Source organism: Nakamurella sp. GG22 (assembly GCF_052976845.2).
The window spans coordinates 84777-110943 of the sequence record NZ_JBRIIO020000021.1; the positions used below are offsets into that span (position 1 = coordinate 84777).

Annotated in this window: 24 protein-coding genes; 20 read left to right on the forward strand and 4 right to left on the reverse strand. The window is 69.9% G+C overall.

Annotated features, from left to right (window positions below; genetic code table 11):
* The first annotated feature begins 14 nt into the window (after positions 1–14).
* The 5 genes from ACVBEQ_RS19725 (at position 15) to pheT (ending at position 7528) form a co-directional block, all read left to right on the forward strand.
* Complete coding sequence (locus ACVBEQ_RS19725) at positions 15–473, forward strand: HIT family protein (protein WP_447155005.1); 459 nt, start codon at positions 15–17, stop codon at positions 471–473.
* Positions 474–568: 95 nt separating this feature from the next.
* Complete coding sequence (locus tag ACVBEQ_RS19730; RefSeq protein WP_447155006.1) at positions 569–1951, forward strand: cation:dicarboxylate symporter family transporter; 1383 nt, start codon at positions 569–571, stop codon at positions 1949–1951.
* Between the two features lie 184 nt (positions 1952–2135).
* Positions 2136–3860 (forward strand): NAD-dependent malic enzyme, encoded by a 1725-nt coding sequence (locus ACVBEQ_RS19735; RefSeq protein WP_447155007.1) that lies wholly within the window; start codon positions 2136–2138, stop codon positions 3858–3860.
* Positions 3861–3937: 77 nt separating this feature from the next.
* Positions 3938–5035, forward strand: a complete 1098-nt coding sequence (gene pheS / locus ACVBEQ_RS19740) for a phenylalanine--tRNA ligase subunit alpha (protein ID WP_447155008.1) — start codon at positions 3938–3940, stop codon at positions 5033–5035.
* Positions 5036–5038: 3 nt separating this feature from the next.
* Entirely contained in the window at positions 5039–7528 is a 2490-nt protein-coding gene (gene pheT / locus ACVBEQ_RS19745; RefSeq protein WP_447155009.1) for a phenylalanine--tRNA ligase subunit beta, read from the forward strand.
* A 19-nt stretch (positions 7529–7547) separates the two neighbouring features.
* On the opposite strand, the gene ACVBEQ_RS19750 is transcribed toward pheT, so the two are convergent.
* Entirely contained in the window at positions 7548–7994 is a 447-nt protein-coding gene (locus ACVBEQ_RS19750) for a hypothetical protein (protein WP_447155010.1), read from the reverse strand.
* Positions 7995–8090: 96 nt separating this feature from the next.
* Between ACVBEQ_RS19750 and ACVBEQ_RS19755 the strand changes: the two genes are divergently transcribed.
* Positions 8091–8678 carry a DUF5998 family protein gene (locus tag ACVBEQ_RS19755; RefSeq protein WP_447155011.1) on the forward strand — a complete coding sequence of 196 codons (588 nt, stop codon included), beginning with the start codon at positions 8091–8093 and terminating at the stop codon, positions 8676–8678.
* A complete protein-coding gene (locus ACVBEQ_RS19760) occupies positions 8675–9826 on the forward strand; it encodes an alkaline phosphatase family protein (RefSeq protein ID WP_447155012.1) in 1152 nt (383 codons plus the stop codon). The genes ACVBEQ_RS19755 and ACVBEQ_RS19760 overlap by 4 nt, the downstream gene beginning before the upstream one ends.
* A 12-nt stretch (positions 9827–9838) precedes the next feature.
* On the opposite strand, the gene ACVBEQ_RS19765 is transcribed toward ACVBEQ_RS19760, so the two are convergent.
* Positions 9839–10297 (reverse strand): lamin tail domain-containing protein, encoded by a 459-nt coding sequence (locus tag ACVBEQ_RS19765; protein ID WP_447155013.1) that lies wholly within the window; start codon positions 10295–10297, stop codon positions 9839–9841.
* 379 nt (positions 10298–10676) lie between these two features.
* On the opposite strand from ACVBEQ_RS19765, the gene ACVBEQ_RS19770 reads away from it, so the two are divergent.
* From ACVBEQ_RS19770 to argH, 10 genes are all read left to right on the forward strand, one after another.
* Entirely contained in the window at positions 10677–11129 is a 453-nt protein-coding gene (locus ACVBEQ_RS19770) for a universal stress protein (protein WP_447155014.1), read from the forward strand.
* An 88-nt stretch (positions 11130–11217) separates the two neighbouring features.
* Positions 11218–11997 carry a DUF4118 domain-containing protein gene (locus ACVBEQ_RS19775; RefSeq protein ID WP_447155015.1) on the forward strand — a complete coding sequence of 260 codons (780 nt, stop codon included), beginning with the start codon at positions 11218–11220 and terminating at the stop codon, positions 11995–11997.
* A gap of 271 nt (positions 11998–12268) precedes the next feature.
* Complete coding sequence (gene argC / locus ACVBEQ_RS19780) at positions 12269–13297, forward strand: N-acetyl-gamma-glutamyl-phosphate reductase (protein ID WP_447155016.1); 1029 nt, start codon at positions 12269–12271, stop codon at positions 13295–13297.
* A gap of 62 nt (positions 13298–13359) precedes the next feature.
* Positions 13360–14523, forward strand: coding sequence for a bifunctional glutamate N-acetyltransferase/amino-acid acetyltransferase ArgJ (gene argJ, locus ACVBEQ_RS19785; protein ID WP_447155034.1), 1164 nt, complete (start codon positions 13360–13362; stop codon positions 14521–14523).
* A complete protein-coding gene (argB, locus tag ACVBEQ_RS19790; protein WP_447155017.1) occupies positions 14520–15473 on the forward strand; it encodes an acetylglutamate kinase in 954 nt (317 codons plus the stop codon). The genes argJ and argB overlap by 4 nt, the downstream gene beginning before the upstream one ends.
* On the forward strand, positions 15470–16696 hold the full coding sequence (locus ACVBEQ_RS19795) for an acetylornithine transaminase (RefSeq protein ID WP_447155018.1): 1227 nt from the start codon (positions 15470–15472) through the stop codon (positions 16694–16696). The genes argB and ACVBEQ_RS19795 overlap by 4 nt, the downstream gene beginning before the upstream one ends.
* Entirely contained in the window at positions 16693–17670 is a 978-nt protein-coding gene (gene argF / locus ACVBEQ_RS19800; protein ID WP_447155019.1) for an ornithine carbamoyltransferase, read from the forward strand. Before ACVBEQ_RS19795 ends, argF begins: the two co-directional genes overlap by 4 nt.
* Entirely contained in the window at positions 17667–18167 is a 501-nt protein-coding gene (locus ACVBEQ_RS19805; RefSeq protein ID WP_447155020.1) for an arginine repressor, read from the forward strand. The genes argF and ACVBEQ_RS19805 overlap by 4 nt, the downstream gene beginning before the upstream one ends.
* Positions 18168–18237: 70 nt before the next feature.
* Positions 18238–19443 (forward strand): argininosuccinate synthase, encoded by a 1206-nt coding sequence (locus ACVBEQ_RS19810; protein ID WP_447155021.1) that lies wholly within the window; start codon positions 18238–18240, stop codon positions 19441–19443.
* Positions 19440–20873: an argininosuccinate lyase gene (gene argH, locus ACVBEQ_RS19815; protein WP_447155022.1), complete on the forward strand. Its 1434-nt coding sequence runs from the start codon at positions 19440–19442 to the stop codon at positions 20871–20873. Before ACVBEQ_RS19810 ends, argH begins: the two co-directional genes overlap by 4 nt.
* Positions 20874–20892: 19 nt before the next feature.
* On the opposite strand, the gene ACVBEQ_RS19820 is transcribed toward argH, so the two are convergent.
* Positions 20893–21717, reverse strand: coding sequence for a class I SAM-dependent methyltransferase (locus ACVBEQ_RS19820; protein ID WP_447155023.1), 825 nt, complete (start codon positions 21715–21717; stop codon positions 20893–20895).
* A 245-nt stretch (positions 21718–21962) separates the two neighbouring features.
* Here ACVBEQ_RS19820 and ACVBEQ_RS19825 point away from each other — a divergent pair, with 245 nt between their 5' ends.
* A complete protein-coding gene (locus ACVBEQ_RS19825) occupies positions 21963–22715 on the forward strand; it encodes a winged helix-turn-helix transcriptional regulator (RefSeq protein WP_447155024.1) in 753 nt (250 codons plus the stop codon).
* 11 nt (positions 22716–22726) lie between these two features.
* Here ACVBEQ_RS19825 and ACVBEQ_RS19830 read toward each other — a convergent pair whose 3' ends face one another.
* Positions 22727–23170 carry a DoxX family protein gene (locus tag ACVBEQ_RS19830; protein WP_447155025.1) on the reverse strand — a complete coding sequence of 148 codons (444 nt, stop codon included), beginning with the start codon at positions 23168–23170 and terminating at the stop codon, positions 22727–22729.
* A 528-nt stretch (positions 23171–23698) separates the two neighbouring features.
* Here ACVBEQ_RS19830 and ACVBEQ_RS19835 point away from each other — a divergent pair.
* Both ACVBEQ_RS19835 and tyrS read left to right on the forward strand, forming a co-directional pair.
* Positions 23699–24361 carry a DNA-3-methyladenine glycosylase gene (locus tag ACVBEQ_RS19835; protein WP_447155026.1) on the forward strand — a complete coding sequence of 221 codons (663 nt, stop codon included), beginning with the start codon at positions 23699–23701 and terminating at the stop codon, positions 24359–24361.
* A gap of 126 nt (positions 24362–24487) precedes the next feature.
* Positions 24488–25753 carry a tyrosine--tRNA ligase gene (tyrS, locus tag ACVBEQ_RS19840; protein WP_447155035.1) on the forward strand — a complete coding sequence of 422 codons (1266 nt, stop codon included), beginning with the start codon at positions 24488–24490 and terminating at the stop codon, positions 25751–25753.
* Positions 25754–26167 lie beyond the last annotated feature (414 nt).

Below are 26167 nucleotides of genomic sequence, written 5' to 3' on the forward strand. Positions count from 1 at the left end.
GCATCATCGGGCGCATGACTTCTGCAGGCCCGCAGGACAGCTCCGCAGCGGGCTGCGTCTTCTGCGCCATCGTGGACGGTCGCGCCGTAGCGAGCCGCTTGTTCGAGGACGACGCGTATCTGGCCTTGCTGGACATCAATCCGGTGACGCCCGGCCACCAGCTCGTCATCCCGAAGAGGCATCACGTCGGTCTGGCGGACCTCCCGGCGGAGGTCGGGGCGGGCATGTTCCGGATCGCCCATCGACTGGCCGCGGCGCTGCGCGCTTCCGGTGTGCGGTGCGACGGCGTCAACCTGTTCCTGGCAGACGGGGAGCCGGCCGGTCAGGAGGTCTTCCATGTGCACCTGCATGTATTTCCGCGTTTCCCCGGGGACGGCTTCGTCCTGAAGGCGAAATGGAAAACGGCCGATCGGGCGGAATTGGACAGCATTGCGGCAAATGTTCTGGGGGTCATCGAGAAAAGTCAGCCGTAACTGGTTTCGTTATGTACTCATTGGTGACGTGGCTCTCAGTACGCGAGACGCTTTCGGAGCGATCACAGCCGATCCCTCGACCACCAGGAGAGCCCATGTCCAGCATGTCGTCCACACCACCGGATCTCGGAAGCGACGTACCGAAGAAGCGGAAAAAGGTCAGCACCCACTGGCTCTACATCGCCGTCATCGTGGCCGTCATCGCCGGCACCGCCGTCGGCCTGATCTTCGGTAAGCAGGCCGCCGGGCTCGCCGTCATCGGCACAGCCTTCGTGAACCTGATCAAGATGATGATCGGCCCGATCATCTTTTGCACGATCGTGTTGGGCATCGGCTCCGTCCGGAAGGCCTCCCAGGTGGGCAAGGTCGGCGGTATCGCGTTGCTCTACTTCATCGTGATGTCCACCTTCGCGCTGGGTCTCGGATTGCTGGTGGGCAACCTGGTCCACCCGGGTGACAGCCTGCAGGCGGCCGCTTCGACGGCGACCTACACGGTTCCGGAGGTGGAATCGTCGGGCAACTTCATCATCGACATCATCCCGACCACGCTCTTCTCCGCGCTCACCATGGGCAGCGTGCTGCAGGCACTGTTCGTCGCACTGCTGGTCGGATTTGCCGTGCAGGCGCTGGGCAGCAAGGGCGAGCCGATCCTGAATGCGATCACCATCCTGCAGCGACTGGTCTTCAAGATCCTGGCCGGCATCATGTGGCTCGCCCCGATCGGCGCATTCGGTGCCATCGCCGGTGTGGTCGGAAATGCCGGTTGGTCCGCCATCGGCGCGCTCAGCCTGTTCGTCGGCGTCTTCTACGCCACCTGCGTCGCCTTCGTCGTCATCATCCTCGGTGCGCTGCTGAAGCTGACCACCGGCTTCTCGATCTTCAAGGTGATGTACTACCTGCGCCAGGAGTACCTGCTGATCGTGGCGACCTCGTCGTCCGAGACGGCGCTGCCCCGGCTGATCGCCAAGATGGAGCACCTCGGGGTTTCCCGGCCCGTCGTCGGCATCGTCGTCCCGACCGGTTACTCGTTCAACCTCGACGGCACCGCCATGTACCTGACGATGGCCTCGCTGTTCATCGGCAACGCGCTCGGCACCCCGCTGTCCTGGTCGGAGCAGCTGTCCCTGCTGATCTTCATGATCGTCGCCTCCAAGGGCGCCGCCGGCGTCACCGGTGCCGGCCTCGCAACCCTCGGCGGTGGCCTTGCCTCGCACCGCCCGGACCTCGTGCCCGGTGTCGGCCTGATCGTCGCCGTCGACCGGTTCATGTCCGAAGCCCGCGCGCTGACGAACTTCTCGGGCAACGCGGTCGCCACCCTGGTCATCGGCCACTGGGTCAAGGAGATCAACCGCGATCAGACCGACCGGGTGTTCTCCGGCGAGGATCCCTTCGACGACACCGACATGCTCGATGAGCACGACGCCGCCGAGCACAGGGCCGATGTCGAGTCCTACAAGCACAAGGTCGCCGTTCACTGATCCGGAGATCCGACCCGGCGCACTGAACGCACCGCCGGGTCGCCGCTCTTCGCTCAAGAGCCACGGATCCCTCCGATCGGCGCACCTCATGCGCCTGGGCGTGGTGGTTTCCCCACCACGCCCGGGCGCTGTTCTATACCGCAACCCCCCCGCACACCACCCACACCGCCCGGAAGGCTTTGAGATGACCGACGGACCTTATGAGCTCGTGCCGACCTCGAACGGGGTCGTCGCCAAGATCAATGCCAGGGGCAGCGCCGTGCTCGCGACGCCGACCATCAACCGGGGTACCGCCTTCACCTACGAGGAGCGGGAAGCGTTGGGACTCAAGGGGTTGCTCCCGACGGGTGTGACGACGCTGGAGGGCCAGCTGCGACGGGTGTACGCCCAGTACGGCGAGCAGGCCAACGACCTGCGCAAGTGGGTGTACCTGGCGAACCTCCGCGATCGCAACGAGGTGCTGTTCTACCGGCTGCTCACCGAGCACATCTCCGAGATGCTGCCGGTCGTCTACACCCCGACCGTCGGGCTGGCCATCGAACGGTTCAGCCACGAGTTCCGCCGCACCCGCGGCGTGTACCTGTCGGTGGACCACCCGGAGGACGTCGAAACCGCCTTGCGCAACACGGGTCTCGGGCCGGACGACCTGGACCTGCTGGTGGCCACCGACTCCGAGGGCATCCTGGGCATCGGCGACCAGGGGGTCGGCGGGATCGAGATCTCCATCGGCAAGCTCGCTGTCTACACCGCCGCCGCGGGCATTCACCCGCGCCGGGTGCTGCCCGTCGTGCTGGACATGGGCACCGACAACCTCAAACTGCTCAACGACGAGCTCTACCTGGGCGAGCGGCATGCCAGGGTCCGCGACGCCCGCTACGACACCCTGATCGACGCCTACGTCACCGCCGTCCAGAAGCTGTTCCCGTCGGCCATGCTGCACTGGGAGGACTTCGGAGCCACCAACGCCCGCCGGATCCTCAACAAGTACGCCGACCAGGTCTGCACGTTCAACGACGACATGCAGGGCACCGCAGCGGTTGTCCTGGCCGCCGCGTTCTCGGCGGTCCGCGCGGCCGGGACGCGGATGCGCGACCAGCGGGTGGTCATCCACGGGGCCGGGACCGCCGGCCTCGGGATCGCCGACATGATGCGCGACCAGATGATCCGCGAGGGTCTTTCCCCGCAGGAGGCCACCCGGCGCTTCTACCCGCTGGGCCGCGCCGGCCTGCTGCTCGACGACGCGCCGAATCTGCTGGACTTCCAGCAGCCCTACGCCCGGCCGCGCGACGAAGTGGCCGACTGGGCACCGCCCGGCGCCACGGTCGGCCTCGCCGAGGTGGTCGCCCGCGCGCATCCGACGATGCTCATTGGCACCTCCACCCAGGCCGGCGCCTTCACCGAGGCGATCGTCCGGGACATGGCCGCACACGTGGAGCGGCCGATCATCATGCCGCTGTCGAACCCGACCTCGAAGGCCGAGGCGCTGCCGGCCGACCTGCTCGCCTGGACCGGTGGCCGGGTGCTCACCGCCACCGGCAGCCCCTTCGAACCGGTGACCCACGACGGCACCAGCTACACGATCGCCCAGGCCAACAACGCACTGGTGTTCCCGGGCCTCGGCCTGGGTGTCGCGGTGGTCAAGGCCACCCGGATCAGCGACCGGATGATCGCCGCGGCGGCGGACGCGGTCGCCGGCCTGTCCGACGCCCGGACCGCCGGCGCCTCGTTGCTGCCGCCGATGACGGACCTGCGCACGGTGTCCGCGGCCGTCGCGATCGCGGTCGCCAGGACGGCTGCCGAGGAGGGCCTGGCGCGCGTGGAGCTGCACGACCCGATCCAGCAGGTGCACGCCGCGATGTGGCGCCCGGAATACCCGCGGATCGCCGTCGAGGTGGGCGCGACCGGCTGACCGGTCGCGAACCGGCCGGGGCGGCCGGACGCCTAGACTGCCTGCTGGCCCTGGCCGCCCCCGCCCGGAAGGTTCGTATGTCCACCCCTGCTCCTGCCAGCGATCACCCGAGCCCGACCGACGCCGCCGGTGTCGAGGCGGCGACGGCTGACGCGCTGGCCGCGGTCGCCGCCGCCGGCGATCTCGACGCGCTGAAGGTGGCTCGGCTCGCCCACGCCGGCGACCGCAGCCCGCTCGCCCTGGCCAACCGGGCAATCGCCGACCTGCCGAAGGCGGACAAGGCCGCCGCCGGGAAAGGAATCGGCCAGGCCAGAGGCCGGGTGAACGCCGCGATCGCGGCCCGGGAGACCACCCTCATCGCCGAGCGTGACGCCAGGGTGCTGGTGGAGGAGACGGTCGACGTCACCCTCCCGTACGACCGGCTGCCGGCCGGGTCGCCGCATCCGATCTCGACGATGATGTCGCGGATCGGGGACGTCTTCGTCGCGATGGGCTGGGAGATCGCCGAGGGGCCCGAACTGGAGACCGAGTGGTTCAACTTCGACGCCCTCAACTTCGCGAAGGACCACCCGGCCCGGGCCATGCAGGATTCGTTCTACGTCGCCGGGCCGGTCGGTGCCGCCCTGCAGGGACCCGGTTCGGCCGCGGACACCGGCCTGGTGCTGCGCACCCACACCTCCCCGGTTCAGGTGCGCACCATGCTCGACCGGGAGCCGCCGATCTACGTCACCTGCCCCGGCCGGGTCTACCGGACCGATGAGCTGGACGCCACCCACACCCCCGTCTTCCACCAGGTCGAGGGCCTGGCCATCGACCGCAACCTGTCGATGGCGCACCTGAAGGGCACCCTGGACCACTTCGCGAAGGCGATGTTCGGCTCCGGTTCGCGGACCAGGCTGCGGCCGTCGTTCTTCCCGTTCACCGAGCCCAGCGCCGAGATGGACGTCTACTTCCCGGACAAGAAGGGCGGCGCAGGCTGGGTCGAATGGGGCGGCTGCGGCATGGTCGACCCGAACGTCCTACGGGCCTGCGGGCTGGATCCGGCGGAGTGGAGCGGCTTCGCGTTCGGGATGGGCATCGAACGCACGCTGCAGTTCCGCAACCAGATCCCGGACATGCGCGACCTCGTCGAGGGCGACGTCCGGTTCACCGCCGCATTCGGATCGGAGGTCTGAGCCGTGCACCTGTCATCACAGTGGCTCGCCGACGCCGTCAGCCTGCCGACCGGCACAACCACCCAAGATCTGACCGATGCCTTGCTGCGGGTCGGTTTCGAGGTGGAGGGTGTTCATGCCGTGCCCGCGACCGAGGGGCCACTCGTCGTGGGCACGGTGCTCACCGTCGAGGAACTGACGGGCCTGAAGAAGCCCATCCGTTTCTGCACCGTCGACGTCGGGCCGGGCAACGGACCGGACGGCAGCGACGAGCCCCGCGGCATCATCTGCGGCGCCACCAACTTCGGCGAGGGTGACACCGTGGTGGTCGCCCTGCCCGGTGCCGTGCTGCCGGGTGGCTTCGAAATCGCCAGCCGCAAGACCTACGGCCGCATCTCCGACGGGATGATCTGCTCCGTCCGCGAACTCGGCATCGGCACCGAGCACGACGGCATCCTGGTGCTCGGTCCCATCGCCGAGCCGGGCACCGATGCCCGCGCGCTGATCGGCGCGGACGACGCCGTCATCGAACTCGCCATCACCCCGGACCGCGGGTACGCGCTGTCCATCCGCGGCCTGGCCAGGGAGATGGCGGCCGCCTTCGATGTGCCCTATTCCGATCCGGCCGACCGCGATCTGCCGGACCGGGCGGAGGGCGGCTGGCCGGTGACGATCGACGACCCAGACGGCTGCGCGCGTTTCGTCACCGTCCGGGTGGAGGGCATCAACCCGTCGGCGCCGAGCCCGTTCTGGTTGCGGCGCAGGCTGTCCGCCGCCGGGATCCGGTCCATCTCGCTCGCCGTCGACGTCACCAACTACGTGATGATCGACCTCGGCCAGCCGCTGCACGCGTTCGACGCCGGCAAGTTGACCGGTGCGATCACCGTGCGGCGGGCCGCGGACGGCGAGAAGCTCGTCACCCTGGATGGTGTCAAGCGAACCCTGGTCGCCGACGACATGGTCGTCAGCGACGAGTCCGGCGCGATCTCGCTGGCCGGTGTGATGGGCGGCGAGTCGACCGAGATCAGTTCCGACACCACTACTGTGGTGATCGAGGCCGCGTACTGGCAGCCGACGATGATCGCCAGGGCAGCGCGCCGTCACCGGCTGCCGAGTGAGGCGTCCCGGCGCTTCGAGCGGTCCGTGGACCCGGCGATCGCGGCGGTGGCCGCCGAGGCCGCGGCCGAACTGCTGGTGCGCTACGGCGGCGGCGGCATCGTCGGGCGCTCGGACGTCCTCGGCAACCCGTTGCCCCGCAACGACATCCAGCTCCCGCTCGGCGAGCCGGAACGCCTGGCGGGCCGCCCGTATCAGCCCGCGACCATCGCTGCCCGGCTGCGCCAGGTCGGCTGTGTCGTCGACGAGAATGCCGCTCTTCCAGGCATTGTCACCGTCACTCCGCCCACCTGGCGGCCCGACCTGACCCGCCCGGCGGACCTGGTCGAGGAGGTCGCCCGGCTGGAGGGCTACGACTCGATTCCCTCCGTTCTGCCGCATGCGCCGGCTGGGCGGGGATTGACCGCACCGCAGCGCCGGAACCGGCTGATCGCCGCGGATCTGGCGTCGGCGGGGCTGACCGAGGTGCTGTCCTTCCCGTTCATCGGGACCGGTGAGCTGGACGGACTCGGGCTGGCGGCCGACGATGTCCGGCGGCGGGCGGTGGCACTGCGCAATCCGCTGGACGCGGACCGCCCCCTGATGCGCACCACCCTGCTGCCCGGATTGCTCGACACCGTGCAGCGCAACCTGTCCCGCGGAAACCGGGACCTGTTGGTGTTCGAGCTGGGATCGGTGTTCCTGCCTCGTACCAACGCGCCCAAGCCGCCGGATCCGCCGGTCGACAGCAAGCCGGACGCCGGCACTCTCGCCACGCTGAACGCTGCACTGCCGAACCAGCCGCTGCACCTCGCCGTGGTGCTCGCGGGTTCGGCCGAGCGCCCGGGATGGTGGGGTCCGGGCCGTCCCGCGGGTTGGGCCGAGGCCATCGAGCTGGTCCGCCGGATCGGTGAAACGGCAGGCATCGAATTGCGTCTGGTGGCCGCCGACCAGGCGCCCTGGCACCCGGGCCGGTGCGCCGGCATCAGGGTCGGGGACTGGCCGATCGGGTACGCAGGCGAGCTTGCCCCTGCGGTGGTCGAGCGACTCGGGCTGCCGCCGCGGACGGCGGCGATCGAGATCGACCTCGATGTGCTGCCGGACCGCCGGCCGCCCGTCGCTCCGGTGATCAGCCCGTATCCGCCGGTGCATCTGGATGTGGCGCTCGTCGTGGACGCCTCGACCAGGGCGGCCGATGTCACCCGCGCGCTGCGGGACGGTGGGGGCGAGCTGCTGGAGTCGGTGCGGTTGTTCGACGTGTACGCCGGCGACCAGGTGGGCGCGGGCTGGAAGTCGTTGGCCTTCGCGATGGTCGTCCGGGCACCGGACCGGACGTTGACGGCGGCGGACGCGACAGCGGTGCGCGATGCCGCGGTGGCCGCGGCGGCGGAGCGGGTCGGGGCCGTGCTGCGCGGCTGACCGCCTCGCCGAGCGGTCGTCAGACCAGCTCCGGCAGTTCCTCGCCGTCCGCGCCGATCACGGCGAGGTGCTGCAGGTCCGGCCCGGCCGGGCACACGAGCACAGCCAGCCGCGCCCCGAGCACTCTTGCGTCGCCGTGCAACCGCAGATCCTCGCGGGTGCCGTCGGTCAGTGTCGCCACCACGGCGCGCACGTCATCGGCGACCCTGACGATCACCAGATGCGCACTCTCCCCCGACCGACCGACGAACGTGGCGCAGCGGTGCCCGGGCGGCAACGCCGGTCCGGTCGACCCGGCGACCCACCGCCTGCCGGTCGGCTCCACCACCTCGACCATCGCCCGCAGCCGACCCGGGCCCGGGGTCGCCGCCAGTGTCCAGCGCTCGCCGCCCGACCCGAAACCGCTGGCGAGCACGCCGTCCTTGCCGTCCGTCACGGCGACCATGATCCCGACCGGGCGGATCACCTGCGCAGGCGACCCCGGCGCTTCCACAGCGGAGTGGATGTCCACACCGGCCGCTCCGGTTCGTGGTCGACGCCGCCGAGGTGCCACGATGTGCCCATGCCGTTGAAGCAACCGACCGACCTGGTCCGCAAGATCGAGAAGGCGGGGTACTACCCGGCGCTCGTCGCAGACGTCCTGGACATCGCGCTGGCCGACGAGGAGGTGCTGGCGCACCTGGTGCACGGCGAGACGACGTTCGATCTTGACACCATCCGCCGGCACCTGTCGGTGGTCGTCCTGACGCCCGGCCGGCTGATCTTCGTGCACGCCGACGATCACGGCGGCGACGAGGAACACGGCGACGAGGCGCACGGCATCGCGACCAGCGAATCGGTGCCGCTGTCCGCGGTGCGGTCGGTGATGGTGGCGCACGTGGTCGCCAACCCGGAGAAGTACCGACCCGGCGCGCTCGGCCGGGAACTCACCCTGACCATCGGCTGGGGTGCGGTGTCCCGGATCGATCTGGAGCCGGCGACCTGCGGTGATCCGCAGTGCGAGGCGGACCACGGGATGACGGGCAGCGTCACGGCCGACGACCTCTCGCTGCGGATCAGTGCCGATGCCGAAGGGGAGACCGCGCTGAGCGACGCGGTCGCGTTTGCGAAGTCCCTGTCAGCGATGACAGCGGCCGCCCATCGGCGGTGACATCGCCGCAACCGGCCGATGTCGGGGCCGAACCTGTTCTTCCCGCGTATGACGAAGGCTCTCTGCTCGGCGTGCTTCCCGGCGTGGCGGCGTCGCTCGGGGTTGACCTCGGCCTCGACGCCGTTGCGTTGCCTGCCGCCCGCCGGGCCTGCGTGGTGCTCGTCGACGGCCTCGGCCACGAGCTGCTGGAGCAGGAAGCCGGAACCGCGCCGTTCCTGGCATCCATGGTGGCCGGCGGACGCACGCTGACGGCAGGGTGCCCGAGCACCACGGCGACGTCGCTGGGCTCCTTCGGAACCGGTCTGCCTCCGGGTCGACACGGCCTGGTCGGGTACGAGGTGATGGACCCCGATCGCGGCGTCCTGCTCAACGAGCTGCGGTGGGACCCGGCAACAGATCCGCTGGCCTGGCAGCCGCACCGCACCGTCTTCCAGGCGATGGTCGACCAGGGTGTCCGGGTCGCCCAGATCGGTAACCCCGAGTTCGGCGGGTCCGGCCTGACCCAGGCAGCACTGCGGGGCGGCGAGTTCATCGGCATCAAGCGACTGCCCGCGCGGGTGGACGCCACCCTCCGGCTGCTCGCCGAGCCGCGGCCGGCGCTGGTGTACCTCTACTGGGGCGAGGTCGACGCGGCGGGACACCTGTACGGGCAGCGGTCAGTGCAGTGGCGGACGGCGCTGCGCCGGGTGGACCGTGAGATCGCCCGGCTGGCCCGGCGGCTGGGTCCCGACACGCTGCTCGTGGTCACCGCCGACCACGGGATGGTCGACGTCCCGCACACCGGCCGACTCGATCTGGCCGACCGTCCCAACCTGACCGCCGGAGTGTCCGTCGTCGGCGGTGAGGCACGGTTCGTGCAGCTGTACTGCCAATCCGGCGCCGTTGAGGATGTCGCCGGCCGGATCTGGGACGCACTGGGCGACCAGGCATGGGTCAGGACGAGGGCGCAGGCGATCGCGGCGGGGTGGTTCGGCCCGGTCGAGGACCGGGTGCTGGGGCGCATCGGCGACGTGCTGGTCGCCGCCCGCGGGTCGTTCGCGCTGGTCGATTCGCGGACCGCGACGCCGCACGTGCTGGCGCTGATCGGCCAGCACGGCTCGCTGACGCCGGCGGAGCAACTGGTTCCGCTGTTGGTCCACGTGACCTGACCGGCTGCGCGATCAGCAGTTCTTGTAGCCGCTCGACGTCCCCTTGGTCCAGCCGCAGGTCGAGACCTGCTTACCTGCCTTGTTTTTCAGCGTCGCGGTGTCGCCGGTGTTGTTCCAGATGTAGTTGCCGGAGTTGTAGAAGCGAGTCGTGGCATTGGCTGTTCCCTTGCCGGTGCGCACGGTGACGGACTTGCGTGCGCCGAGGGTGAAGGCGGGGAACTTGTAGACGTGGTTCTGCTTGTCTGTCAGCGTCCAACCGGTCAGCGACTGGCTCTTGGACGACGTATTCGTGATCACCACGTACTCCAGGTTGTAACGCGCATTGACGCGGGTGTCCTTCCCGGGCGGGTCGTAGAAGACCTTGGTGATACGCACCGGGGCCGCTGCGGCCGCCGCATCTGTCACCGACAGCAGAGGCATCAGCAGCGTGAGGAGGACGGCAACGACGACAGATCTTCCGGGGATGCTCACGGTGAAGACCATAGCTGGGCATCAGCCATTCGGCCTAGTTTTCGTGCGGCTAAGGCTTCGGTTCATCACATCGTGAGACCGGATTGCTCACCACGGTCTCGAGTTCCCTCATTCGGTCCGACTTCGCCGCCTGGCCAACCGCGGTGTCGGCGCCCGCAGCCTCCAGCCCGGGACTTTGTGCTCTGGCCACTGATCAGCCGGCAGGAGCTGAATGGAGGGTGTAGCACCAGCACCGTGAGGAGCGTCCATGAGAAACCCAATGGCGCCGGACGAAGCTGGTGGTCGCGGAAACCCCAGTGAACCGATCGGTGTCCCCGCGTCCGCGGCCTGTGGTGGTCCGAACAGGACCGACAGGCCGGTTCAGCGCATTGTCGTGGCCGTGGACGGATCACCGGCCTCACTGGACGCTCTGCGCTGGGCAGCGCGGCAGGCGGAACTCACCGGCGCGACCCTCGAGGCCGTCACCTGCTGGGAGATACCGATCGGGCTGGGCATCGAGTTCCCGCTGCCGGACACGAACTGGGCTGCCGAAGCCGGTACCGTGCTGCACTCCTCGATCCAGCGGGCCATTCCTGATTCCCGCGCCGCGGTCATTGGGGCGGTCCTGCATGGTCCGGCCCAACAGGCGCTCACCGCCGCAGCGGCGGACGGAGACCTCCTGGTGGTGGGATCGCGCGGCCACGGCTCGGTCTCCAGTGCGGTGCTCGGCTCGGTCAGCGCATACGTCGCGACCCACGCTCCTTGCCCGGTGGTCATCATCCGGCACACCGGCGATCAGGAGCAGTCAGGACTGCGGCACTCGGTCGCCGGGGGTCAGCCGGCTCACCGTTGACGGCCTCGCACAGGGCGGCCCTCCGGTAGCCGGACCGCGTTTCGCTCGGGCCTTCGAGGGTGGGCTCGCGGTGAGGAGTTGGACGGACATGAAGATCGACCCGGTACTGCAGGCCCACCGGTCACTCGTGGTTGCCGTCGCCGCAGTCCTCCCGCTGGCGGCGTGCGCGATCCTGGCGTTGTTCCACGACAGCATCGTGAACACCAACGCGGCTCTCTGCCTGGTGCTGTTGGTCGTCGCCGCTGCCTCCACCGGTATCCGCTGGGCCGGCATCGTGGCGGCCCTCACCAGCGCGGCAGGATTCGACTACTTCCTCACCGATCCGTACAACACGCTGAGCATCTCCGACCGCGGCGACATCGAGACCGCTGCGCTGCTGCTGCTGATCGGCGTCGCGGTCACCGAAGTCGCGCTGTGGGGGCGCCGCGAGCAAGCGCTGGCCAGCACGGAGCAGGGCTACCTGAACGGTGTTCTCGGCACCGCGTCGATGGTCGCGTCCGGCCGATCCTCCACGGCGGAGCTGATCGACCGGGTATGCCAACAGATCGTCGATGTGCTGCACATCGACAGCTGCCGCTTCGACCCCGCCCATCGGTCCGGACTGCCCGCCCTGCATTCCTCGGGAACTCTGACTCGCGCCGGACACGAGATCGACGTGTCGCGCAAGGGCCTGCCGATCGACTCGAAGATGACGTTGATGGTCCAGCGCGGCGGTGTGACCTACGGCCAGTTCGTGCTGACCGCGTCCACCCGGGTTGTCCGACCCTCCAAGGAACAGATCCAGGTCGCGGTCACACTGGCCGATCAGGTGGGCGCCGCATTGGCGACCGGCACCGCCGGTCAAGCTCAGGCCGCGCGGCAGACCTGATCGCGCGGGCGGCCCGCAGCCATCTCGCCGACCCCTGTGTCCCGGAGACTCGTCCCGGCGCCCACTGCCACGCATGCAGGGAATTGCTGGCCCCACAGGCTCTGAAACCCTGCACAGCCGTCACTGGGCGCGGGGGCGCTGGGCGCGCGAACGCGGGGCGCGTGGCGGGGTGGAGCGCGCGGCACGTCCCCTCGCTATCCCACTACCCCCCGGATTGGATAATCATGCGGTCAGTTGTATAGTTCGAGGCCGCCATCGGGAAGGGGAGCACATGACGTACCGCGTTGCGGTGTCCGGCGCCAGCGGGTACGCCGGCGGTGAGTTGCTGCGCCTGTTGCTGGGGCACCCGGACGTCACCATCGGCGCGGTCACTGCGTTCAGCAACGCGGGGGATCGCCTCGGCGCACACCAACCGCACCTGCTGCCGCTGGCGGACCGGATCCTCGAGCCGACCACCGCCGACGTGCTCGCCGGTCACGACGTGGTCTTCCTGGCCCTGCCGCACGGGCAGTCGCACGAACTGGCCGCACAACTGGGCGAGGACACCATCGTCATCGACTGCGGCGCCGACCACCGGCTCACCGACGCCGCTGCGTGGCAACAGTTCTACGGCGGCGACCACCCCGGTTCCTGGCCCTACGGGTTGCCGGAACTGCCGGGCGGCCGTGACACCCTGCGCGACGCCAAGCGCGTCGCCGTGCCCGGCTGCTACCCGACCTCGGCGTCCCTCGCGATGGCCCCGGCGCTCGCCGCCGGCCTGGTGCACCCGGACGTCGTCGTGGTCGCCGCATCCGGTACCTCGGGAGCCGGGAAGTCCCCCAAGGTGAATCTTCTCGGCTCCGAGGTGATGGGCGCGGCGTCCGCGTACGGCGTCGGCGGGGTCCACCGGCACACCCCGGAGATGGTCCAGAACCTGAAGGCCGCCGCCGGGCAACCGGTCACGGTGTCCTTCACACCAGTCCTGGTGCCGATGTCCAGGGGCATCCTGGCCACCGTTTCCGCACGCGCCCGCGACGGCGTGACGATCGCCGACGTCCGCACCGTCTACGAGAAGGCATACGCGGACGAGCCTTTCGTGCACCTGCTGCCCGAGGGTCAATGGCCCAGCACCGCCGCCACGCTCGGCGCGAACACCGCACTTTTGCAGGTCGCCGTCGACGAGGCCGCGGGTCGGGTGGTGGTCGTCGCCGCCCTGGACAACCTGACCAAGGGCACGGCCGGCGCGGCCGTCCAGTGCCTCAACCTCGCGCTCGGCCTGCCGGAGACCAGCGGGCTGCCGACCGTCGGAGTGGCCCCATGAGCACTGCCCCAACAACCGGCACCAGCGCCGACCTCACCAGTCCCGGGGCCACGCCGAGAAGCATCGGAGTCACCGCGCCGCAGGGCTTCCGTGCCGCGGGTGTCGCGGCCGGGCTCAAATCGTCGGGTGCGCCCGACGTGGCCCTGGTCGTCAACGACGGCCCGCGCCGCACCGCCGCCGGCGTGTTCACCAGCAACCGGGTCAAGGCCGCGCCGGTGCGCTGGTGCGAGAGCGTCCTGGCCGGGCCGGGGGCGGAACTGACCGCCGTGGTACTCAACTCGGGCGGCGCCAATGCCTGCACCGGACAGGGCGGCTATGCCGACACCGTTGCCACCGCAGAGCATCTCGCTGCGCTGCTGGACACCGACGCGCAGCGGATCGCGGTCGCGTCAACAGGTTTGATCGGCCTGCCGCTGCCGATGGACAAACTGCTGCCAGGTGTCGACAGCGCGTTCTCCGCCCTCGATGCAGAGGCCGGACTCGCCGCGGCCACCGCCATCATGACCACCGATTCGGTTCCCAAGACGGTGCAGATCGAGGTCGGCGGGTTCACCGTCGGCGGCATGGCGAAGGGCGCCGGTATGCTCGCACCCGGGCTGGCGACCATGCTGGTCGTACTGACCACCGACGCCGTCGCCGACTCCGCGGCCCTGGACACGGCGTTGCGGGCGGCGACCAGAGTGACTTTCGATCGGCTCGACTCGGACGGCGCGATGTCGACCAACGACACCGTCCTGCTGCTGGCCTCCGGGGCCTCCGGTGTCGAGCCCGGACCGGACCTGCTCGGCGCCGCGGTGACCCGGGGCTGCGCCGACCTCGCGGCCCAACTGCTGGCCGACGCCGAGGGTGCCACCAAGGAGATCGCCATCGAGGTGGTGCACGCCGCGACGGAGGACGACGCCGTCACCGTCGGCCGGACGGTGGCCCGGAACAACCTGGTGAAGACCGCGTTCTTCGGCCAGGACGCCAACTGGGGCCGGATCCTCGCCGCCGTCGGCACCGTCGGTCCGGACGTCGAGTTCGACGCGGACGCCATCGATGTGGCGATCAACGGCGTCTGGATCTGCAGGGCCGGTGCCACGGGTGACGACCGGGACGGCGTCGACCTCACCGGCCGCTCCGTCCGCGTCGTCATCGACCTGCACGCGGGCACCGAGACGGCGACCGTGCTGACCAACGACCTCTCGCACGCCTACGTCCACGAGAACTCGGCGTACTCCACATGAGCGCCGCTCTCGATCAACCAGGAAACCAGGCCGTCCGAGCTGCAGTCCAGCCCCGCCGGCTGGCGGAGCTGGAAGGCGCGAAGGACCGCGCCGAGGTGCTGGCCGGCGCACTGCCATGGCTGCGTCGTTTCGCGGGCGCGATCGTCGTCGTCAAGTACGGCGGCAACGCCATGACGGACGACGCGCTGAAACGCGCCTTCGCCGCGGACATGGTGTTCCTGCAGACGGTCGGCCTGCGGCCGGTGGTCGTGCACGGCGGCGGCCCGCAGATCAGCTCGATGCTGGGCAGGCTCGGCATGGAGGGCGAGTTCAGGGGCGGCTTCCGGGTCACCACGCCCGAGACAATGGAGATCGTCCGGATGGTGCTGGTCGGTCAGGTCGGCCGGGAACTGGTCGGGCTGATCAACTCGCACGGCCCGCTCGCGGTCGGGATGTCCGGCGAGGACGCCGGTCTGTTCACCGCGGAACGCCGCACCGTGCTGGTGGACGGCGTCCAGACCGACATCGGGCTGGTCGGCGATGTCGTCGGCGTCAACCCGGCGGCGGTGGTCGACCTGATGGATGCCGGTCGCATCCCGGTGATCTCGACGGTCGCGCCGGACACCAACGGGGTCGTGCACAACATCAATGCCGACACGGCGGCGGCCGCCCTGGCCATCGCCCTGGGCGCCGTCAAACTCGTCATGCTGACCGACGTCGAGGGTCTGTACGCGAACTGGCCGGACCGCGACTCGCTGCTCTCCACCGTGTCCGCGGACGCGCTCGAGGACATGCTGCCGCACCTGCAGGCCGGCATGGTGCCGAAGATGGAGGGCTGCCTGCGCGCCGTCCGCGGAGGTGTCGGAGCGGCTCATGTGATCGACGGCCGCATCCCGCATTCCGTCCTGCTGGAGATCGTCACCAATGAAGGCGTGGGCACCATGATCGTTCCGACGATGGAGGCATCGTGACGACAACGTCAACCGCACAGCAGGTCTCGGCCAACCAGCGGGCGGCCGACCGCTGGTCGCACGCCTTGATGAACAACTTCGGCGTGCCCCCGGTGGAACTGGTCAGCGGCCGCGGCGCGGTCGTCACCGACGCCGACGGCAAGGAATACCTGGACCTGCTCGGTGGCATCGCGGTCAACGCGCTCGGCCACGCGCACCCGGCGATCGTCCGGGCGGTGTCCGACCAGGTCGCGACCCTCGGGCACGTCTCGAACTTCTTCACGCACCCGACCGTGCTCACCCTCGCCGAGCGGCTGCTCGACATCAGCGGCGCCCGCGACACCGGCCGGGTGATCTTCGCCAACTCCGGCGCGGAGGCCAACGAGGCCGCGTTCAAGATCGCCCGCCTCACCGGCCGGCCGCGGATCATCGCCGCGGACGGCGCCTTCCACGGCCGGACCATGGGTGCGCTCGCGCTGACCGGCCAACCCGCCAAGCGAGCACCGTTCGAGCCGATGCCCGGCGGCGTCGAGTTCGTCCCCTACGGGGACATCGATGCGCTGGCAAGTGCCGTCGACACAGACGTCGCCGCAGTCTTTCTCGAACCCATCCTCGGTGAGGCCGGCGTCATCCCCGCCCCGGACGGCTACCTGGCCGCCGCGCGGCAGATCACCGCCGAGAACGGTGCGTTGCTCGTCATCGACGAGGTCCAGACCGGAATCGGCCGGACCGGCAACTGGTTCGCGCACACGGCGGCGGGCATCGTGCCGGACGTCATCACCCTCGCCAAGGGTCTGGGCGGCGGCCTGCCGATCGGCGCCGCGATCGGCATCGGCGACGCCGCGCACCTGCTGCAACCCGGGCAGCACGGATCCACCTTCGCCGGGAACCCGGTGTCCGCCGCCGCGGCGCTCGCTGTCCTGGAGACCATCGAGAGCGCAGGCCTGCTCGATCATGTCGACAGCCTGGGCAAGCACATCGCCGCCGCCGTCGACGACCTCGGTCACCCGAGCATCGAGAAGGTCCGCGGCGCCGGCCTGCTGCTGGGCATCGTGCTGACCGAGAACATCGGCCCGGAAACCGTTCTCGCCGCGCGCGATGCCGGATTCCTGATCAACGCACCCGGGCCGGGCGTGCTCCGGCTGGCCCCGCCGCTGATCCTGTCCACCGAACAGGCCGACTCCTTCGTGGCGGCGCTGCCCGACATCCTGCAGGCCGCCGGCGCTGCAGGGGGAGCATCATGACCTTGAACGCGCTGTCCCTGCGGCATTTCCTGCGCGACGACGACCTGTCGCCGGACGAGCTCACCGCCGTCCTGGACCGGGCGGATGTCTACAAGGCCGACCGCAACGGGTTCCGTCCGCTGGCGGGCAGAGCCGTCGCGGTGGTGTTCGAGAAGAACTCGACCCGGACCAGGCTCTCGTTCGAGGTCGGCATCGCCCAGCTCGGCGGACAGCCGGTCATCGTCGACGGCCGCACCTCGCAGCTCGGCCGCGAGGAGACCATCGAGGACACCTCGCGGGTGCTGTCCCGGTTCGTCGACGCGGTGGCGATCCGCACCTTCGCCCAGCGCCGGATCAACGCGCTGGCGAGCGTCTCGACGGTGCCGGTGATCAACGCGCTGACCGACGAATTCCACCCCTGCCAGGTGCTCGCCGACCTGCAGACGATCCGGGAACGCAAGGGCAGGCTCGCCGGCCTGACGCTGACCTACCTCGGCGACGGTTCCAACAACATGGCGCACTCGCTGATGGTCGGCGGCGCGAACGCGGGTATGGCGGTGCGGGTGTCGTCACCGCACGGCTTCGATCCGCACGGTGACATCCTGCTCGACGCCAAGAAGCGGGCCGGTGTGACGGGCGGGTCGATCGAGCTGATCGGCGATCCCGACGCGGCGGTCGACGGCGCCGACGTGCTGGTCACCGACACCTGGACGTCGATGGGGCAGGAGAACGACGGGCTGGACAGGGTCGGCCCGTTCCGGCCGTACCAGGTCAACGCCGGCCTGCTCGGCCGGGCAGCGGCGGAGGCCATCGTGTTGCACTGCCTGCCGGCGCACCGCGGCTGGGAGATCACCGACGAGGTGCTCGACGGACCGTCGTCGGCTGTCTGGGACGAGGCCGAGAACCGGTTGCACGCCCAGAAGGCGCTGCTGGCATTCCTTTTCGAGCAGTCCGGGATCGAACCGGCCGCGGTCGCAAAGGGCGGACCAGGGTGACCGCCGGGACGGCCCTGGCGACCAAGGCGGCCAGGCACGGGCGGATCACAGAGCTCATCCGGGACCACCCGGTGCGCTCGCAGGGCGAACTGCTGACCCTGCTGTCCGACAGCGGGTTCTCGGTCACCCAGGCCACCCTGTCCCGCGACCTGGAAGAACTCGGGGCGGTCAAGCTGCGCGGCGTCGACGGCGGCGCGACCGTGTACCGGATCCCGGAGGACGGCGGGCCGCGGCCGATGGTCGGCGGCACGTCCAGGCTGGCCAGGCTGCTCGGCGACCTGCTGCTGTCCTATCAGGCCTCCGGCAACCTCGCGGTTCTCCGTACCCCGCCCGGAGCGGCTCAGTTCCTCGCGTCGGCGATCGACAGGGCCAGCCTCGCGGACGTCATCGGCACCATTGCCGGCGACGACACCATCCTGGTCGTCGCGCGGGACGGCCTCACCGGCGCCGACGTCGGCGCGACATTGGCCGGTTACGCCGCAGGGGACGGTGGCTGACACCATGACGACGAATTTCAACGGACCACAGAACCTCAAGAGCACCAGATCAGAAAGCGAGCAGTGAGCGATGAAAGAGCGGATCGTCCTGGCCTATTCGGGCGGGCTGGACACATCGGTGGCGATCGGCTGGATCTCGCACGCCACCGGGGCAGAGGTGATCGCCGTTGCAGGTGACGTCGGGCAGGGCGGCGAGGACATGGAGACCATCCGGCAGCGCGCGCTCGCCTGCGGAGCGGTCGAGGCCGTCGTCGCAGACATGCGCGACGAGTTCGCCGACGACTACTGCCTGCCGGCCCTGCAGGCCAATGCGCTCTACATGGAGCGCTATCCGCTGGTGTCCTCGCTGTCCCGGCCGGTCATCGCCAAGCATCTGGTGCAGGCCGCCCACGACTTCGGTGCCACCACGGTCGCGCACGGCTGCACCGGCAAGGGCAACGACCAGGTCCGCTTCGAGGTGTCCATCATGGCGCTCGGACCCGATTTGAAGATCATCGCGCCGGTCCGGGATTCCGGGATGAGCCGGGACAAGGCGATCATCTTCGCCGAGGAGCGCGACCTGCCGATCCAGACCAGCCGGAGCAACCCGTACTCGATCGACCAGAACGTCTGGGGTCGCGCGGTGGAAACCGGCTTCCTGGAGGACATCTGGAATGCGCCGATCGAAGACCTCTACGAGTACACCGACGATCCCGCGGTGGCTCGCGAGCCCGACGAGGTGCTGATCACCTTCGACCAGGGTCGGCCCGTCGCGATCGACGGCCGCCCGGTGACGATGCTGCAGGCGATCGAGGAACTCAACCGGCGCGCCGGCGCACAGGGCATCGGCCGGATCGACATGGTCGAAGACCGGGTCGTCGGCATCAAGTCGCGGGAGATCTACGAGGCCCCGGGCGCCCTGGCGCTGCTGGTGGCGCACCGCGAGCTGGAGAACGTCACCGTCGAGCGTGAGCAGGCCAGGTTCAAGCAGACCGTAGGCCAGCGGTGGACCGAGCTGGTCTACGACGGCCTGTGGTTCTCGCCGCTCAAGCGCTCGCTTGACGCGTTCATCGCCGACAGCCAGCTGCACGTCTCCGGGGAGATCCGGATGACGCTCGCGCACGGCACCGCGGTCGTCACCGGGCGGCGGAGCGAGGAGTCGCTGTACGACTTCAACCTCGCCACCTACGACGCGCAGGACAGCTTCGACCAGTCGCTGGCCAAGGGCTTCGTCCGGCTGTGGGGCCTCAACACGAAGATGGCCACCGCGCGGGACCTCCGGGTCTCGGGTCGGTGACCCCGACCCCCGGCGACGGTGGCGCTCCGGTCAGCCTGTGGGGCGGCCGGTTCGCCGGCGGCCCGTCGGATGCGCTTGCGGCACTGAGTGTCTCGACGCACTTCGACTGGGTGTTGGCGCCGTACGACATCGCCGGATCGAAGGCGCACGCGCGGGTACTGCACGCCGCGGGCCTGCTCAGCCGGCTCGAGCTGGGCGCGATGCTGTCCGCGCTGGACGACCTCGCCCGCGACGTGGCGTCCGGCGAATTCCTGCCTGTCCCCGGGGACGAGGACGTCCACACCGCGCTGGAACGTGGCCTGCTCGATCGGGCCGGCAAGGACCTGGGCGGCAAGCTCAGGGCGGGCCGGTCCCGCAACGACCAGGTGGCCACGCTGTACCGGATGTTCCTCCGGGACCGGGCGCGCGCCGTCGCCGGATTGGTGACGGACCTGCAGTCCGCCTTTCTCGCCCAGGCCGAGCGGCACCCGGCAGCGGCCATGCCCGGCCGCACGCACTTCCAGCATGCGCAGCCGGTGCTGCTCGCGCATCATCTGGCCGCCCACGCGCAGGCGCTGGTCCGTGACGTCGACCGGATCCGGGACTGGGATCGGCGGGCGGCGGTGTCCCCGTACGGCTCCGGCGCGCTGGCCGGTTCCTCCCTCGGTCTCGACCCGGCCGCCGTCGCCGCCGAGCTCGGCTTCGACGCGCCGTCGGAGAACTCGATCGACGGCACCGCGTCCCGCGACTTCGCCGCCGAGCTGGCCTTCGTGCTGGCCATGCTCGCGGTCGACGTTTCCCGGTGGGCGGAAGAGGTCATCGTCTTCACCACTGCGGAGTTCGGCTACGCCCGGCTCGACGACGCGTTCGCGACCGGGTCGTCGATCATGCCGCAGAAGAAGAATCCGGATATCGCCGAACTGGCGCGGGGCAAGACCGGCCGGCTGATCGGCAATCTCACCGGCCTTCTGGCGACCCTGAAGGGGCTGCCGCTGGCCTACAACCGGGACCTGCAGGAGGACAAGGAGCCGCTGATCGACTCGCTTGCCCAGCTGGAACTGCTCCTTCCCGCGGTGACGGGCATGACGGCGACGTTGACCTTCGACACGCAGCGGCTGGCCGAGATGGCGCCGGCCGGTTTCTCGCTCGCCACCGACATCGCCGAATGGCTTGTGCGCCAGGGTGTTCCGTTCCGCATCGCGCACGAGGCCGCGGGACAGTGTGTGTCGCTTGCGGAGTCGTCCGGCCGGCAGCTGGACGAGCTGACCGACGCCGAGCTGGCAGGCGTCAATCGCGCGCTGACGCCGGCCGTTCGCGAGGTCCTCACCGTGGACGGCTCGCTGGCCTCCCGGGACGGCGTCGGCGGTACCGCGCCGGCCCGGGTGGCCGAACAGCTGGTCGCTCTCCGGGCCAGGGTCGACGCGGACCGCCGGTGGGCCGCCGGCGCCTGAGGGCACACCGACCGGGTGCTCAGCGCACCGTGAAGACGGTCTCCAGGTAGGTCGCGGGCAGCGCGATCGACCCGCCGTCCTGGTGGCTGTCCCACTGCCGGGCGAGTTTGGCGAGGTCGTTGGCCAGCGCTTTCCGCCCCTGCTCGTCGAGGGCCTCGAACGCCTTCAAGGTCGGCCCGTACCACTTCCGGAAGAAGGCGACGAACTCCTCGGCCGAGGTGAACCGGAGGGTGCAGGTGCGGGTCACCGACCGGGGCTCTGTGATCGCGTCACCGAAGATCTCCGACAGGTGGTTCTCGGTTCCCCACTGCAGCGGTGACGCCACACCCGGGGGAGCCGGCACGTGGCTGGTGATGACCCGGAACATCTGGCCGATGAAACCGTCCGGCGTCCACGACGCGAGGCCGACCGTTCCGCCCGGCTTCACGACCCGGATCATCTCCTCCGCAGTGCGCCGGTGATCCGGGGCGAACATGGTGCCGAACACGGACAGCGCCGCGTCGAAGGAGTTTTCCTCGGCGGGCAGGTCCTCGGCGTCGCCGAGCCGGAACTCGACATCAAGACCTTCGGACACGGCCCGGGCGCGGCCGTTCTCCAGCAGAGCCGGGACGTAGTCGACGCCCACGGCGTGGGTACCCGAGCGGGCGGCCGCCAGTGTGGCGTTGCCGTTCCCGCAGGCAACGTCGAGCACCCGCCATCCCGCCCGCAGGTCCGCGGTGTCGGCCAGTTGCTCGCTGACCAATACGATGCGACCCGCCACGACGGCGAAATCGCCACTCGCCCAGGTCTTCTGCTGACGTGCCTTCACCATCGACAGATCCGGATGGACCGTTGTCGTCGTCATTCGCCGTACTCCTCCAGGTCTCGGGGCCACCCGGGTCGGTGACCCTCGGGAACGACAATGCGGGAAACGGCCACCCGGGAACCAGTGCTGTTCCCGTACCACTGCGGGGGCGCGAATGGCCGTCGGAGTGTGGTGTCGAGGGACGCCGTCAGCGGGCAGATGGCCGGAGCTGAGCACGAATCCGCCGGGTCGGCGGTGCAGATTTCGTACTACCCGAACCAGTTCCGTGACGCGATGATGGAGTCATGTCGAGCTACGGCGATTACTGCCCGATCGCGATCGGGGCTGATGTGCTGGGCGACAGGTGGACGCCGCTGATCATCCGGGAGCTGATGGTGGGCTCGAGCGGGTTCAACGAGATCCACCGCGGCATTCCGCGGGTGAGCAGGTCGTTGCTCGCCCAGCGGCTGCGCACCATGGAACGCAACGGTCTCGTGCAGCGCACCCGGAGTGATCGCGGCCACCAGGGCCGTTACCAATTGACGCCGGCCGGCGAGGCGCTCACCCCCATCGTCTGGGCCATCGGTCACTGGGCTGCCGAATGGAATTTCGGCGACCCCACCGACGAGGAATGCGATGGCCTGTCGCTGTTGTGGCGACTGCACCAGCACGCGGTCCCGGCGAAACTGCCGGAACAGCGCACGGTCGTCCATGTCGTGCTGACCGGGCCCGGCAGCGCCGTTGGTTGGCTGTGCATGGAACAGCGCGGGATCACCGTGTGCAGGGACGATCCCGGATACGACGTCGACCTGGCGGTCGAGGCGGACACCCGGCAGATGCAGCGCTGGTTGGTCGGCGTCGCCCCGTTCCGCGACCTGGTGGCCAAGGGCGATGCGCGCCTGCTCGGCCCGAGTCGGCTGGCCCGCGCATTCCCGACATGGTTCGACACCAGCCTGTTCGCTGAGGGTCTGCGGCGTGCTGACCGGCGGCGCTCCACGCACGCGGCGGCGGTCCGACGCGATGCCGTCGGGAGCGCGGCCGAGGCCCTACCGGCATAGCCGACGGGCGATCACCTGCGTCGCGACGCCGGGCTGATCAGTCCGTCGATGCTGTAACGCCCGGCGCCCACGCCGGCCAGCACGAACGCGAGCGCACCGATCACGGCGACGAGTTCATAGCCGCCATCGCCGACGAAGATCCCGTTCTCGGCATGGACGAACAGCAGCGCACCGACCATGTCGAGCGCGACGAGCAGTCCGACAACGGGAACGGCGAAACCGATGATCAACGCGATGCCGCCGACCAGTTCGACGACGGCGGCAAAGGTCGCGCTGGCGGTGGACAGCGGGACCCCCATCTGGTCGAAAGCGGCTGCCGTGCCGGAAATCCCGTTGGTGGCGAACTTCTGCCAGCCGTGTGCGATGAGGACGACGCCGAGGACGACTCTTCCGAGCAGCAGGACGACGTCCTGCCGGGTGGAGACGGTGGAGGTGCGGAAGGCGAGGTTGGTCACGGTGTTCCGTTCTGGTCGATGAACTGGGGTGGTCGATGCGGCGTTGTGTCGATGCCGCGTTGGGTCGATGCGGCGTTGGGTCGATGCGGCGTTGGGTCGATGCGGCGTTCTGACAGATGAGGTTCTGTCCGATCGGGAGCCCCGGATGTGACCCCAGGGTGGTCAGGGTGCGCCGGCACCGGAACGGCCGTGGATACCCGCCCCTGGGCTTTGCCCCGGCAGTAGTAGTTGAACGTTCATGCAAAGGCTAGCGGGTGGTCCGTTCTGCGATCAAGCTCTGCAGGCATGATCGATTTCACAGTCCGTGAGAGCTCTTACACCGACGGTCACTCCGCACCGCGATCCTGCCGGTCGCCGCCTGGGACCGCGTCGCCGCCCGGGAGCGTGGCCGCCCGGGAGCGTGGCCGCCCGGGAGCGTGGCCGCCCGGGAGCGTGGCCGCCTGGGACCGTGGCCGCCTGGGACCGTGGCCGCCTGGGACTGTCTCCGAGCGGCGATCAGCCGGCCCGGCATCGTGACAGCATGTGCCGATGCAATGGTCCGCCGAACGCATCCCGCGGCACGTCCTCGAGGGCGACGTGGAGACGGTGGCCCGCGACCTGTTGGGCAGGGTGGTCGTTTCGGCCCGGGACGGGTCGGACGTCGCTGTTCGGCTGACCGAGGTGGAGGCGTACGCGGGTCTCGACGACCCGGCCTCCCACGCCTACCGGGGCCGAACTCCGCGCACCGCGGTGATGTTCGGGCCGGCCGGACACCTCTACACGTACTTCGTCTACGGAATGCACTGGTGCGCCAACATCGTCACCGGCCCCGGCGGCGAGGCATCCGCCGTTCTGCTGCGGGCCGGGCGGGTGGTCAGCGGGGTGGACGTGGCGGTGCGCCGTCGCGGACGCTCCGGCCGCGCGGCGCCGCCCGAGCATCAACTGGCCCGCGGACCCGCCGGACTGGCCACCGTTCTCGGATTCGACGCCGCATCCAACGGTGCGGATCTCGTTGCGGGGGACGGTGGTCCGGTCCGGTTGCTGGAGGGGCTTCCGCCGGCCACCGGCGAGGTTCGGGTCGGGCCCAGAGTCGGCGTGGCGGCCGCCGCCGACGTGCAGCGGCGGTTCTGGATCGCCGACGACTCCTCGGTCTCCGCCTTCCGTGCGTGGGTGCCGCGCAACCGCGCCCGGTCCGGCGCCTCCTCGCTGTGATCGGCGGCATGGGCGGGCACCGGGCCCGCCCGGTGAAAGGATGGTCGCGTGCCGAATGACGACGTCGATCCCCTCTCAGCCGCTGACCAATCACCGTTCACCGAGGTCCAGGTGAGCGTCGATGAGCTGCCCCCGCTGCTCGCGGATCTGGACGCCCGTGGACTGATCGCCCACAACACCGGTCTCCCGGGATTGGCCGCGGACCTCGCCGCCGGCCCCCTGACGGCCTACGTCGGTTTCGATCCGACGGCGCCCAGCCTGCACATCGGCAACCTGGTGCAGCTGTTGACGATGCGGCGGATCCAGCAGGCCGGCAACCACCCGTTGATGCTCGTCGGCGGGGCGACCGGGCTGATCGGCGATCCGCGGATGTCCGGCGAGCGGGTGCTGAACTCCGCGGACGTCGTCGCGGGCTGGGTGGAGCGGATTCGCGGCCAGGTCGAGCACTACGTGGATTTCGACGGCGCGTTCGCCGCGCGGGTGGTGAACAACCTCGACTGGACTGCCGAACTCGACGCGATCGGATTCCTCCGGGACATCGGGAAGCACTTCCGGATGGGCCGGATGCTGGCGAAGGAGACGGTGTCGGCGCGGCTGAACAGCGAAGAGGGGCTGTCGTTCACCGAGTTCAGCTACCAGATCCTGCAGGGGATGGACTACCTGGAGCTGTACCGCCGGTACGGCTGCACGCTGCAGACCGGCGGCAGTGACCAGTGGGGGAACCTCACCAGCGGCACCGAACTCGTGCGCAAGGTCGAAGGGCGGCCCGTCCACGCGCTCGCCACCCCGTTGATCACCAAGGCCGACGGCACCAAGTTCGGCAAGACGGAGGGCGGCGCTGTCTGGCTGGATCCGGCGATGACCAGCCCTTACGCCTTCTACCAATTCTGGTTCAACACCGACGACCGGGACATCGGTGGCTACCTGCGGGTGTTCTCGCTGCGGCCGTTGCCGGAGCTGGACGAGTTGACGGCGCTGACGGCGTCGCGGCCGCAGGCGCGCGAGGCGCAGCGCGCGCTGGCGGGAGAGCTGACGGCGCTGGTGCACGGGGAGACCGCCAGGCAGGCCGTGGAGCAGGCAAGCGCCGCGCTCTTCGGCCGGGGCGACCTCGCGGCCATCGACGAGCGCACCCTGCACGGCGCGCTCGAAGAGGTGGGGATGACGGAGTTCGACGGGGCGGCGCCCTCGATCGTGGAGCTGCTCAAGAACACCGGCCTCGTCTCATCGCTCTCCGAGGCGAGGCGGGCGATCGCGGAGGGCGGCGCGAACATCAACAACGTGCGGATCACCGACGCCGACCACGTGCCGGACCCGGAGGACCTGCTGCACGGCCGGTATCTGGTGCTGCGCCGTGGGAAGCGCTCCGTGGCGGGGGTCGCGGTCCGTCGCTGACCGTGCGCCGCCGGACACGGCCCGCGACGTGCCTGTGAACGCGATCACCTGCGTGCCGCATCTTGTACAGCTCGCGCCGGGCCGACAACCGATGACCTGCAACCACTGTCGGCAAGATCAACTCGCAGCACGCTGACCTGCGGATTTGACGCGGCGGCAATAGGACCGTAACTTTGCTCTTGCCCCACGGGGAACCGGACAGCCGCCGGATCGATCAGGATCCGCAGTGTTGGACGGCCCAGGGGATACCCCGACGATCACCTCCGCGAACCGGAGGTGGCGAAGCTAGCACTTCGTCACGGGAGTCGGGGGAGGCAGACAGGGACCGGCACCGCGATTTGGTGCTGCGAAGGTCAGCCGGTAGTGTTTACAGGGTTGCCCCCAAGGTGGTCGGAAGGCTGCGGCGGGTGTGTG